The sequence below is a fragment of the Mucilaginibacter sp. genome (assembly GCF_025362475.1).
In the GTDB taxonomy this organism is placed as follows: Bacteria; Bacteroidota; Bacteroidia; order Sphingobacteriales; family Sphingobacteriaceae; genus Mucilaginibacter.
In genome coordinates, this window is record NZ_JANYGH010000072.1 from 18,261 (window position 1) to 30,700 (window position 12,440).

The following is a 12,440-nucleotide window of genomic DNA, read 5'->3' on the forward strand; positions in this document are numbered from 1 at the left end:
GTATTCAGATATCTGTTAGATTATTTTTAAAGTTTTTTATTTAGCCGGCTGAAAATCCGGATGCCCTGCCTGCCACAAGGCAAAGGCGTATTGATTAGCAAAATTACGATAGGAGATCTCCTTATTTTCGGTAAAGTGGCCGTTATCATAATTAACAGACATTAAAACAGGCTTGCCAGACGTAGTTGCGTTTTGCAGTGCGGCTGCAAATTTACCCGGCTGCCATACAATTACTCTGGGGTCATTCATCCCGCCAATGCAAATTACTGCCGGGTAGGCTGTACCCTCCTTTACATGCTGAAAAGCATCCATTTCATAAAGCCCCCTTGCCTCAACAGAATCTTTTACGGTGCCAAACTCCTTGGTGTTATTTAATCCATTTGGCGAGTTCTCCATTCGTAGGGCGTTGCTACAGCTTACGTTACTGATAGCCGCGGCAAAAAGATCGGGCCGCTCAGTAATGGCACGTCCTATCAGTACCCCTCCGGCACTGGTTCCTTCGCCTATCAGGTGCGTGGTGCTGGTGTAGTGATTATCAACAAGGTACTGGCCCGATGCTATAAAATCTTTCCAGGTATTAGGCTTGGTGGTTTTATAACCGGCTTTATACCAATCCTGCCCTTTTTCGCCGCCGCCACGCACATGGGTTTCGGCAACTATTACACCCTTGTTCATCAGGGCCAGTTCATAGATGCTAAAATATGGGGTTGAGGATATGCCATAAGCCCCATAACCGGTCATGTAGCAAACGGCACTACCATCGCGTTTTACATTTTTATTGTACATAATGGTAAGGGGAATTGTGGTGCCATCAAGCCCTTTTATCTCTTTCTCTTCTACCACAACATCTTCAACACCCGGATACTCCACTTTAGGCGTCCATACAGATGGTTTTACAACACCGGTAAGCGGGTTGTAGTCGTAAATAGTAAAGGGCTGCTTCCATGCGGTTATACCCAATTGTACCTCGTTGCTTTTAATATCAACAGGGCCAACATAAGCTGTACCGCTAACCGGCAGCTTTATTTCTTCCGACTTTCCCTTTACAAAATCATATTGGTATGCTCTTGAATTGATGCCATCGTTAGTAGTAAAATACATAAAATCCTTTCCTCGGCTTATATTATCAATAGTAGCCTGCTGCTCTGGTATAATGGTTTCCGCATCGGCAACGCTAAATTTTTTCACGTTTGTTTTGGTGATCTTAAATTTAGTAGCGCCTTCATAAGTAAGCATATAAACATCATCGCCTTTAAAAACAAAATTTGTAACATGGTCATCTATTTTAAACAGCCTTTTCCAGCCGATAGTAGATTTAAAAAGTTCTGTTGTGGGTGCATAGAAGCAATTAATTTCCCGGTTTACCCCTGCTAAAATGCCAAAAATATATTTCAGATCTTCAGAGTAACCTACAAAACAGAGATCCTCTGGCGTTATACCAAGATGAGGGTATTTTTTACGACTAAAAATTAATTTATCAGTAGCCGGCTTTGTGCCAACTACATGATACATACTGCGGGTATCCGTCATAGAGTTCATGGCCGTATTATCGCCGCTATTTTGAATGGTATAAATAAATCCTTTATTATCAGCCGACCACCCGCTTACCCCAAACCACGACGGATATATTTTTTCGGGATATAGCTTTTTGGTATCGACATTCATTACATAGATGGTCGAGGTTTCTGAACCGCTTACAGATATACCAAAGGCAATCTTTTTACCATCCTCGCTCGGTTGAAAATAGTTTATAGAATATTGCTTACCCTTGATTGGCAATGGATTATACAATAGAATTTCTTTGCCATTTTCGCCCGTACGGTAATAAAGTTTCCCTACATTCTCTGCAGGAAGGGTTTTCTTGTAAAAGTAACGGCCACCCTTTTTAATTATACCGCGAATTTTAAAGGGTTCCAATGAATCATAGTATTTTAGTGTTTTTATAAGGCTATCTCTGCCTTGAATTTTATCTATAACACTATTTGTGTAATCGGCCTGGGCTTTAAACCATTTTTGAACGGTACTATCTTTAGTATTTTCCAGCCAGCGATAATTATCACTTACCTTCATACCAAAATAATTATCAACAATTGTTTTTTTGGGTGTTGCCGGAACCTGGGCATACACAGCTCCTGTGACGTTCACAACCACAAAAAGCAAGGCGATTTTCTTCATTACTATAAGGTTTTCAGCAAGTTATGCAATATTTCCTTATCTTAAATTATTTTCACTTCAAAAAATTCAACAATGCGTAAAAACACGTAATCAACTAACGTTCAAATACTTATTCTTTATTAAAACTTTGATTATTATAAAAGCATCACCAGCGTTTTATGATTAAAGAATTAACCGGAGCAAAAATTTAAATATATTTAAACAACCAATTTAAACAACCAATTATTGATCACATGAAAAAAGCACTGCTGTTGTTAAGTTTTACACTTTTATTGGCTTTTAATTCTTTTGGTCAGGATCAAAAGGCGATGCTTTACAGTAAGGACCCTAAGCTTGCCAAAAACAAAAAACTGGTCTATGATTTCTGGCGCGAGGTATTAGAAGGTGGCCACCTGGACCTGGCTTCTAAATATCTTCTCCCAACATACATCCAGCATAACCCAAACGTACCTACCGGAAGGCAGGGTTTTATTGATTTCTTTTCCAAGTTTGCCAAACCACTGCCAATCAGTGCAACTATTAAAGCAAACCTGATCTCTATAGTTGCCGAAGGCGATTGGGTTGTACTGAGCTTTAGAGAGGAACACCCCGATCCAAAAGCACCCGGCAAAAAATACACAACCGCCTCCTTTGAAATGCTGCGTGTAGAGGATGGTAAAATAGCCGAGCATTGGGATAATGCGCTTAAAGAATAATAAACAGTTGTGTTCAATTCATTTTATATATCCATACCTGTTTTTCAACTATGAAATAAGCTGCATATCCCCATTCATCTATACAAAACCACGGTTCACCGATAAACCATTGGTTGCGGCCCCATCATTCATCACCTTTGAGCCAATGATTCAGGAATAGGGACATCCGCTGGGTTATTGTGTTCTGTTTTTCATAAAGTTTAAAGCGCCCTGTACATGTATGGGGCGCTTATTTATAAACCTGCACAAATCAGCAGATGGCATCAAATGAAAAAGGGCTTTATTTGAAAGTTTAACTAATTTAAGATGATCATTAATTGGCAGCATAACGGCTGCTATATTTAGTAAATTTTTTAACCAGATGATCCTTTCCAAAAAAGCCACCAACATATTTATTCACGCTGCCGGCTGGCTGGTATTTTTTGGTTTCCCTCTGCTGTTTATGAACCGTACGCAACAAAGCAGCGGCAGCACCTATAACGTTATATTATCGCCCTATTACTGGCTGTTTTGTCTTACCTATATTTTTATGTTTTACTTTAATGCCTGGTACCTGGTGCCACGGTTTGTGTTCCACAAAAAATATATAGCGTATGGGATTATTGTGCTTTTACTTTCGGGTTGTGTGTATTTTTTACAGCCTTTTGATAATCTGTTACTGCATAATTTACTCAAAGAAAAGCATATTACTACAAACGCAATAGGGCCACAGCCGATGACTGGAGCGGATAGCGATACCTCGGCACCTAAAAACATGCCTTTTGGCCCGCTGCCTCATGAAGATTTGCGGATGCAGGATCCAAGCCTGGTGAAACCGTCAAACCAAATCATTTTCATCCATCAATCGGCGAATATTGATATGGTAGGCCTATTTATCTTCGTCATTGTTATCGGCTTAGGTATTGCCATGAGCACGGTTCAAAAATGGCAGCTTGCCGAGCAAATGGTGATCAGGGCCGAGGCTGAAAAGGCTCATGCAGAGCTATCATTTCTTAAAGCACAGATCAACCCGCATTTTCTGTTCAATACACTGAATAATATATACGCGCTATCTGTAACCGATAGCGAACACACTTCGGAAAGTATTATGAAACTCTCCAACATTATGCGCTATGTTACTGATGAAGTTGCAGAAGATTTTGTGCTGCTGCAAAGCGAGATAGATTGCATCAATGATTATATCGACCTGCAAAAACTGCGACTGGGTAAAAAAACCACGCTTAATTTTAATTTCTCTGGCGATATCGATCAGCAGAAAATACCGCCGCTGGTATTGATGACCTTTATTGAAAATGTATTTAAATATGGCGTAAGTAAACATGCACCATCTGTGATTAACATAAACCTGGATGTAACCCATGGTAAAATATTGTTCACCTGCGAGAATACAATATTTGATAACCGCCCCACATCCAGCCGTAAAGGTATCGGCATAACTAATACCCGGCAGCGGCTGCAGCATATTTACCCCGGAAAGCACAAGCTCAACATTAGTTCGGATGGCACTACGTTTCGGGTGGAGTTGGAAATTGATAGTTAAAGAACACCATGATGCAGTTAAAATGTGTAGCCATTGATGATGAACCACTAGCGCTGGAGATCATCAAAAAATATGTATCCGACTACCCGGCTTTGAAAATGGTAAACACTTTTGAAGATGCTATCTCCGGCGCGGAATATTTAAAAAGCAATAAAGTAGATGTACTCTTTGTTGATATTAATATGCCCGATATTACGGGTGTTGACCTGGTGCGTTCGCTGCCAGAAAAACCAATGGTCATATTTACCACAGCATACAAAAAATTTGCTTTTGAAGGTTTTGAGCTGGAAGCGTTAGATTACTTGTTAAAGCCGATAAACAGTAGCCGCTTTGGCGCTGCAGTACATAAAGCTATTGACTATTACCAGTTTAAGAATACCAGCCAAACCAACGAAGATGAGTACATCTATGTACACTCAGAGTACCGGGTGATCAAGATCAGCATCAGGGATATTGAGTACATCGAAAGTATGCAGGACTACATCAAAATCCATTTACTAAGTGCCGAAAAACCGGTACTTACCCTTATGTCGTTAAAAAGCATTATGGAAAAAATACCGGCTGCCCAGTTCATCCGTATCCATCGCAGCTTTGTGGTTGCTAAAGCGCAGATAAGATCAATATATAACCGAAAAGTTAAACTGCGTAATATAGAGTTGCCTGTTGGCACCAACTATGCCGATTTCATTAAAGACTGGTCCAAATAGCTGTGCATTAACCCATTCATCGGCACATTTATGGTATTTAACGACACATTGTTTAATACAGCATAAAATAAGCTCAATTTTATATCAGAGTTAACACTATTTAAAAACCAGCCATATTGATATCCAGGGCAACAGGCACATTTGCTTTGATTCCTGCATTAATTATCCCCTAAACACATGAAAACTACCGGAAACAAAAAAAAGATCCTGATCCTTGATAAAAACAGCAGGATGTTATCAGTAATTGATGACATTATGTATTATGGTGATTTTGATGTTCATTTAACCTATGATCCCAATGCGATTTACGATAAAGCAAAGTTGATCCATCCCGACCTTATTATCCTGGAATATTTATTACTTGATATGGATTGTGCCCTGGTATGCCAGGATTTTAAAGAGGATGAGCAATTAAAGGGTGTCCCTATCATTGTTGTTACTGCTTTTAAAACAAAAAAGGCCCAGCTGGAATCCTATAAATGTGATGCTCTTTTTGTTAAACCATTGGATATGGAACTACTGGCATCGCGGATGCAATATTTAATGGCATCATAAATAAGGCTTTATAATTAAACACCATATTGGGTATTGCTTTTGTAAAACTCACCTAAACCAGTTAAGTTTAACCTTTATTATTTACATTCCCTGCAATTATAAATGAAGATAAAGAGTAACATAGCAACCAGCGAAAATGGGTTTATTTTTAACCCGGCCACCGGCGATTCCTTTTCTGGTAATGCCATGGCAGCACATCTTTTAATAGCCATGAAAAGTGGTAAAACGGGGCACGAGATCAAAAAAGATATTCTTGACAAATATGATGTAGGTGCAGACCAGCTGGAGCGCGATTGGGAAGATTGGATGATACAACTGAAGGAAGCAAATTTGCTTGAAACCGAAGGATAATGGCAGATAAATACGCTAATTTATGCCTTGCCATTACCGGTATAAATGCCAATGACAATCCCGGTCCGGGAATGGCCGTTATCCGTTCACTAAAGGAGAGCTTTGGAGCAGGGCTAAGGATTATCGGTTTATCTTATGAACCATTGGAGCCGGGCATTTATTTGCGCGATCATGTAAATAAAACCTACCAGATCCCCTATCCAACCGAGGGAGCAAACGCTTTACTTGAACGGCTCACTTACATACACCAGCAGGAAAAGCTGGATCTTATTATCCCCAATTTTGATTCGGAGCTGTTTAATTTCATAAAGATAGCCCCGCAATTAATGCAAATTGGTATCGCGAGTTTCCTGCCCTCGCATCAGCAGCTGGCAGTGAGGGATAAGGTGAATTTAAAGGATTTTGGATTGAAGCATGGGTTTTACGTGCCGGCCGATCACAAACTTTATACTATAGATGATATAAAAAAAGCGGCGGATGAGTTCAACTTCCCCATGGTAATAAAGGGTAAGTTTTATGAGGCCTCTGTAGTTTACACTATGGATCAGGCTATTAAAGCATTTCATCAGTTAAACGCGGCCTGGGGTGTACCGGTGATAGCGCAACAGTTTATAAAAGGTACCGAGATTAATATAGCTGCCCTTGGCGATGGTAAAGGCAATAACACAAGTATAGTGGCCATGCGCAAGCTATACATTACCGATAAAGGAAAGGCCTGGGCGGGAGTTACCATTAAGGATGAAAAGTTTATTGAACTGGGTAATAATTTCGCGCTGGCAACCGGTTGGAAAGGTGGTTATGAAATGGAGATCATGAGCAACGAGGACGGGCATTTATATATCCTGGAGATCAACCCGCGTTTTCCGGCATGGATTTATTTGACAGCGGCGGCTGGGCAAAATCAACCTGGAGCATTGGTAAAAATGGCATTGGGAGATATTGTTGAGCCTTTTGATGACTACCAGGCCGGTAAATTATTTGTGCGATACTCCTGGGACCACGTAACCGACATTAGCGATTTTCAACAATTCTCGGTATTTGGCGAACTATAATTTGATTACAATGAAAAAGCTGGAATACGAAAAACCATATATTAAAAAACTGCACGCCGGTGTTATGAACAAGTTTGGCACCCGTACCGGTGTGCAGCCTGTTAAAAGCATCGATGGGGTTTCGGTTAAAAGCCTGATTGAAAATTATGGTTCTCCTGTTTTTGTATTATCCGAAAAGCAGATCCGTAAAAATTACCGCTCGGCATACCGGGCCTTCAGCACGCGTTACCCTAAAGTACAGTTTGCATGGAGCTATAAAACCAACTACCTCAACGCAGTTTGCCAGGTATTTCACCAGGAAGGCAGCTGGGCCGAAGTGGTATCAGGTTTTGAGTATCGCAAAGCATTGGGCAATGGCGTACCAGGCAACAAAATCATTTTTAACGGCCCTGGTAAATCAAATGATGATTTAAAAATAGCGATCGAAAATGATTCACTCATCCATATAGATCATTTTGAAGAACTTAACCACCTACTTAATTTAACTAAGGAGTTCACCAATAAACCGCGCGTGGCTATCCGGGTTAATATGGATACCGGTGTATATCCCCTTTGGGATCGCTTTGGCTTTAACTATGAAAACGACGAAGCCTGGACGGCCTTATCAAAAGTTATTGATTCGGGCAAGCTGCTATTAGTTGGTTTACATTGCCACATAGGCACTTATATGCTTACTACAGATGCATACGGTATAGCAACCACTAAACTGTGCAACCTGGCCATGCGCTGCCAAATCCAATTGAACCACAAAATTGAATACATTGATATGGGTGGTGGTTTTCCATCAACCAATACTTTAAAAGGCGCTTACCTGCCGGGAAATGATACCGTACCATCGATAGATGATTTTGCAGAAGTAATAACCTCTACCCTGCTCAACTTCGGTTTTGCCAATGAATATCTCCCCATGCTTATTTTAGAAAGCGGACGGGTATTAATCGATGACGCCGGATATCTTTTGGGTACCGTTATAGCCAACAAACGATTAAGCAATGGAAAAAGGGCTACCATTGTGGATTTCGGCGTAAACATTTTATTCACCTCGTTTTGGTATGAGCACCAGATAAGCCCCGCGCAGGATTTTATGCCACACAGCGAAAACATGGTAATATATGGGCCGCTTTGTATGAATATAGATGTAATAAGAGAAAGCATCAACCTGCCCCCGCTTAACCCCGGCGACCAGGTAGTGGTGCACAAAGTAGGCGCCTATAACATGACCCAGTGGATGCAGTTTATCACCCTGCGACCCGCCGTTGTGTTGATAGATGAGCAACAGCATCCACACCTGATCCGCGCTAATGAAACACTTGATTATACCCAGGAACCGGAGCTTATTCCAACCCATTTAAAAGCCAGTAAGTGAAGCAAATTCCATCATTTATAAAATCGGTCATCAATTCCTATTCGGTACTGTTTTTTTCGCAGAGCCGGGTATTGGGGATCATTTTACTGGTGGTTTCTTTTTTCAACACAACTTCGGGATTTGCCGGATTAAGCTGCGTTATTTTCTCCCTGCTGGTTTGCAAACTACTCAAGTTGGGTGGTGATGACCTTCAAAGGGGTATTTATAGTTTTAACAGTTTATTACTGGGCATTGCTTTTGGGGCATTTTACCATGTTAACCTGCTATTTGTTATATGGCTGCTTGTTGCCTGCATACTGGTTATAATTGCTGCTGTTATTTTTGCGCATCGCCTCGGCAAAATTGGCCTGCCTATGCTATCTCTCCCATTTATCCTGGTATTCTGGATGATATTGCTGGCATCAAACAGCATTTTTAATATGGGCTTGCTGCAAAAAAGCAGCTACCTTTTAGCCGAAATTTATGCCGGCCCGGGTAACCTGGCAGGGATTGACGGCTACCTGGCCCTGGTAGTGCCTCCATTTGTAAGCTTATTTTTCAGATCGTTAAGTGCCATTTTATTTCAGCATAATATTCTTGCGGGCATGCTGATAACTATTGGCATGCTCATCCACTCGCGCATTGCCTTTAGCTTACTTATCATCAGCTTCATAGCTGCCTGTGGGCTTAACAATATAACGCATACCTATCCCGAAGGCATCAGCTATTATCACTTAGGCGCAAATTTCATGATGACATCTGTGGCTATCGGTAGTTTTTTTACCATACCATCCCTGCGCTCCTATTTGCTGGCAATATTGTGTATCCCGCTGGGCTTTATCGTCATCAATTCGCTTACCGGCTTTATGTCGGTTCATGCTTTGCCAATTTTTTCGCTTCCATTTTGCATAGTCAATATCAGTTTGCTATATTTTTTAACGCTACGCAGATATGCTGGTAAGCTGCAATTAGCGCGGGTGCAGCATTACGCTCCTGAAAGAAACCTGTACCAGTTTTTAAACCTCCGAAACCGACTTAACGATTTTAAATACTTTAAACTGACCCTGCCTTTTATGGGCTATTGGACAGTTTCACAGGGTTACAATGGCACCATTACGCACAAAGGCGACTGGGGTCAGGCCCTGGATTTTGTAATTTGCGATGAGGAACAAAGCACCTTTCAATATCCCGGCACCCTGCCCGAGCATTTTTATTGTTACAATAAGCCCGTATTAGCCTGCGGCGATGGCATTGTAGAACTGGTAGTTAACCATATTGAGGATAATGCCATAGGCGACCAAAACATGAAAGATAACTGGGGCAATACGGTAGTTATTTTTCATGCCACCGGGTTATATTCAAAAGTATCACACCTTAAAAAAAAATCCATCAAAGTAAAACCAGGCGAAGTGATTAAACAAGGCGACCTCCTGGGCTTTTGCGGTAATTCGGGCCGCTCGCCCCAGCCTCATTTACATTTCCAAATTCAGGCCACCCCTTATATTGGCTCAAAAACTTTGAGCTATCCATTTGCTTATTATTTTAACCGGGTTGATAATAAAAACAGCCTGGTGAGCTATAGCGTTCCCTCCGAAGGAGAATTAATTGGTAACCCCGAAGTTAATCCATCAATTAAAAAGGCCTTCGACCTGCAGCCTGGTTATACAGCAAAACTTACCCGCGAAAACGGAGCAACCGAGAATTGGGAAGTTTTTAAAGATGAATTAGGCCAAGCCTGCATCTACAGCAAAACCACAGGTGCCGTGGCATATTTTATAAATAATGGCGCTATGTTTTACTTCACCAGCTTTTATGGCGATCAGCAATCTTTGCTATATTACTTTTACCTGGCTGCTTACAAGATCATTTTTAATAATACCGAAACGATGTTGGTTAATGATGATTTTCCTGTGCATCTAACTACCAATAAGGCCTTGCTTTGTTTACAGGATTTTGTAGCACCTTTTTACAGGTTTATCAATATAAGTTACCAAAACAGTAGCCAGGTTAAAAAAACGGGCTTAAGTATCAGATCTGAACAATACATGGCATTTGCCGGTAAAAAAAATCCGATAATGGAAGCAACACTTTGTATAGATCATGATAGCTTACATGCTTTGAGCATCAATTTAAACGGGAAACACATTAAGGCACAATGGAGTACAGAAAACTAATATTATTTCTTGCTTTAATATTTGCCAATGTTGCCACTTACGCGCAGGACAACAAATTTGCACTGGCAGATAGTACTGCTGAGCAACTATACAATGCCGGCGACTGGAAACAACTGATTGTTTTTGGAAATAAATCAATTGCCGATAGCCTGGATTTCCCCGGCCTGCGTTTTAAAATGGGATATGCTTACATGGTTACCGGCAATTATAAAGCTGCCATCAGCCAGTTTACCCAGGTACTAAATAAGGATTCCTTTAACTCAACAGCACGGCTCTACGCTTACTATTGTAATACTTATCTTAATAATGATTTAGGCGCATCATATCATGCAGCTTATCTTGATAAGGAAACCTTGCATTCAATAAAAATTACCGCTTTAGGCTTAGTTGATGCCGATGCGGAAAGCGGTATAAAGCTGCCCAATAACAACCAGCGCGATAATGGTTTTTTTGAACGTATAGGCATCAGTAATCGTTTAGGCTGGCGCCTGCAACTGGAACAATCGGCAATTTCATTTAACCAAAATATATTCCGGTCATCATATAAAGACAAAGACAATAATAAAGACCTATTGGGCAAAACTGATAAACAGCTGGAATATTTTATTAAAACACAATTTGCGTTTAATAACTACCTGGCAATTGTTGGCTCATACCATTACATATATACTACTTACAGGAGTAATATTAATAACAGCAACCTTGGTTTATTAGGCATAAAATACACAGGACGTTATATTGATTTACAGGGGGATATTAATTTTGGAAAACTGATCAATAAAACGTTAAAACAATATAACGCCAGGATGGATTTTTATCCCTTAGGTAATCTTAACTTATATACCATTAGCCGGGCGTCCGTTTTAAATTTAAGCGGAGCAAATAATTTTATTTATAGCCAGGCCATTGGGTTTAAGGTGTTGAATAAAACCTGGATTGAAACATTGGCTACTTTTGGTAACCAGGATGATTACTTAGATGCTGATGGACTTTACGTTTATAATTCTATCGATCCTACAAAATTTAAATGTGGAGAAACCGTTTTTTACCAGTTGAGTTCTCACGCGCTATTGGATTTGAACTATATTTATGAAAATAAAACAGACGTTTACCGCGCTGTAAATTACAATCAAAATTCTGTTACGTTAGGTATAACATGGAAATTTTAAAGAAAACGTTTATAGCAGTATTTTTAATTTTACTGGTGATAAGATTGCAGGCGCAAACCAATGTTGTGCTGCAAAAAGCTTTCCATAATAGCTACGCCAATGAGCAGAACAAAAATTATATAGCTGCTATTAATGATATTTATCCTTATCTTAGTGATAACAGTTATGAGGTTAATATCCGTTTAGGCTGGCTCCATTATCTCAATAAAAACTATACTGCTTCGCAATCTTATTATCAAAAAGCCATCAGTATAAAACCGGGCGCTATTGAGGCAAAGTTTGGATATGTAAAGCCGTTATCGTTTTTACAGAGCTGGGATAAAGTACTTGAACAATATTTGGCCATATTGAGGATTGATCCTCAAAATGCGCAGGCCAATTATTGGGCTGGTGTAATTTATTATAACCGAAAACAATATGATGCGGCCATTCGGTGTTTTAAAGTAGTAGTTACCCTTTATCCTTTTGATTATGATGGTAACCACATGCTGGCCTGGAGTAGCCTGATGACAGGTAAAAAAGCAGATGCCAAACCCCTTTTTGAAAGAGCATTAATCATTAAGCCCGCGGATGCTTCCAGTACCGATGGTTTAAACAGGTGCAATTAATCGGGTCATTAAGCCCATTTATCGATTCCTGGCAATGTTCAGGGAATAATGTTATACTTTTGATTGGGT

General features: G+C 40.3%; 11 protein-coding genes. 10 read left to right on the forward strand and 1 reads right to left on the reverse strand.

Annotated elements, in window-relative coordinates:
• Nucleotides 1–36: 36 nt before the first annotated feature.
• Entirely contained in the window at nt 37–2,175 is a 2,139-nt protein-coding gene (locus tag Q0R88_RS24860) for a prolyl oligopeptidase family serine peptidase (protein WP_295721130.1), read from the reverse strand.
• Nucleotides 2,176–2,408: 233 nt separating this feature from the next.
• On the opposite strand from Q0R88_RS24860, the gene Q0R88_RS24865 reads away from it, so the two are divergent.
• The 10 genes from Q0R88_RS24865 (at nt 2,409) to Q0R88_RS24910 (ending at nt 12,371) form a co-directional block, all read left to right on the forward strand.
• The gene (locus Q0R88_RS24865) at nt 2,409–2,870 is read left to right on the forward strand and encodes an ester cyclase (protein ID WP_295721131.1); all 462 of its coding nucleotides are present in this window, start codon (nt 2,409–2,411) and stop codon (nt 2,868–2,870) included.
• 361 nt (nt 2,871–3,231) lie between these two features.
• Nucleotides 3,232–4,410, forward strand: a complete 1,179-nt coding sequence (locus tag Q0R88_RS24870) for a sensor histidine kinase (protein ID WP_295721132.1) — start codon at nt 3,232–3,234, stop codon at nt 4,408–4,410.
• Nucleotides 4,411–4,418: 8 nt separating this feature from the next.
• Complete coding sequence (locus Q0R88_RS24875) at nt 4,419–5,117, forward strand: LytTR family DNA-binding domain-containing protein (protein ID WP_295721133.1); 699 nt, start codon at nt 4,419–4,421, stop codon at nt 5,115–5,117.
• A gap of 177 nt (nt 5,118–5,294) precedes the next feature.
• Nucleotides 5,295–5,672, forward strand: coding sequence for a response regulator (locus Q0R88_RS24880; protein WP_295721134.1), 378 nt, complete (start codon nt 5,295–5,297; stop codon nt 5,670–5,672).
• Nucleotides 5,673–5,774: 102 nt separating this feature from the next.
• On the forward strand, nt 5,775–6,023 hold the full coding sequence (locus Q0R88_RS24885) for a PqqD family protein (protein ID WP_295721135.1): 249 nt from the start codon (nt 5,775–5,777) through the stop codon (nt 6,021–6,023).
• Nucleotides 6,023–7,075 carry an ATP-grasp domain-containing protein gene (locus Q0R88_RS24890; RefSeq protein WP_295721136.1) on the forward strand — a complete coding sequence of 351 codons (1,053 nt, stop codon included), beginning with the start codon at nt 6,023–6,025 and terminating at the stop codon, nt 7,073–7,075. The genes Q0R88_RS24885 and Q0R88_RS24890 overlap by 1 nt, the downstream gene beginning before the upstream one ends.
• A 10-nt stretch (nt 7,076–7,085) precedes the next feature.
• Entirely contained in the window at nt 7,086–8,441 is a 1,356-nt protein-coding gene (locus Q0R88_RS24895) for a hypothetical protein (protein WP_295721137.1), read from the forward strand.
• Nucleotides 8,438–10,594 carry an urea transporter gene (locus Q0R88_RS24900; protein WP_295721138.1) on the forward strand — a complete coding sequence of 719 codons (2,157 nt, stop codon included), beginning with the start codon at nt 8,438–8,440 and terminating at the stop codon, nt 10,592–10,594. Before Q0R88_RS24895 ends, Q0R88_RS24900 begins: the two co-directional genes overlap by 4 nt.
• Nucleotides 10,576–11,763 carry a hypothetical protein gene (locus Q0R88_RS24905; RefSeq protein ID WP_295721139.1) on the forward strand — a complete coding sequence of 396 codons (1,188 nt, stop codon included), beginning with the start codon at nt 10,576–10,578 and terminating at the stop codon, nt 11,761–11,763. Before Q0R88_RS24900 ends, Q0R88_RS24905 begins: the two co-directional genes overlap by 19 nt.
• Nucleotides 11,751–12,371, forward strand: coding sequence for a tetratricopeptide repeat protein (locus tag Q0R88_RS24910; RefSeq protein WP_295721140.1), 621 nt, complete (start codon nt 11,751–11,753; stop codon nt 12,369–12,371). Before Q0R88_RS24905 ends, Q0R88_RS24910 begins: the two co-directional genes overlap by 13 nt.
• Nucleotides 12,372–12,440: the final 69 nt, after the last annotated feature.

Bases quoted from the DNA above. Each gene is read 5' to 3' on its own strand.
- Q0R88_RS24875 (WP_295721133.1), top strand. From the start codon at position 4,419: ATGATGCAGTTAAAATGTGTAGCCATTGATGATGAACCACTAGCGCTG.
- Q0R88_RS24885 (WP_295721135.1), top strand. From the start codon at position 5,775: ATGAAGATAAAGAGTAACATAGCAACCAGCGAAAATGGGTTTATTTTT.
- Q0R88_RS24865 (WP_295721131.1), top strand. From the start codon at position 2,409: ATGAAAAAAGCACTGCTGTTGTTAAGTTTTACACTTTTATTGGCTTTT.
- Q0R88_RS24880 (WP_295721134.1), top strand. From the start codon at position 5,295: ATGAAAACTACCGGAAACAAAAAAAAGATCCTGATCCTTGATAAAAAC.
- Q0R88_RS24860 (WP_295721130.1), bottom strand. From the start codon at position 2,175: ATGAAGAAAATCGCCTTGCTTTTTGTGGTTGTGAACGTCACAGGAGCT.
- Q0R88_RS24890 (WP_295721136.1), top strand. From the start codon at position 6,023: ATGGCAGATAAATACGCTAATTTATGCCTTGCCATTACCGGTATAAAT.
- Q0R88_RS24905 (WP_295721139.1), top strand. From the start codon at position 10,576: ATGGAGTACAGAAAACTAATATTATTTCTTGCTTTAATATTTGCCAAT.
- Q0R88_RS24870 (WP_295721132.1), top strand. From the start codon at position 3,232: ATGATCCTTTCCAAAAAAGCCACCAACATATTTATTCACGCTGCCGGC.
- Q0R88_RS24910 (WP_295721140.1), top strand. From the start codon at position 11,751: ATGGAAATTTTAAAGAAAACGTTTATAGCAGTATTTTTAATTTTACTG.
- Q0R88_RS24895 (WP_295721137.1), top strand. From the start codon at position 7,086: ATGAAAAAGCTGGAATACGAAAAACCATATATTAAAAAACTGCACGCC.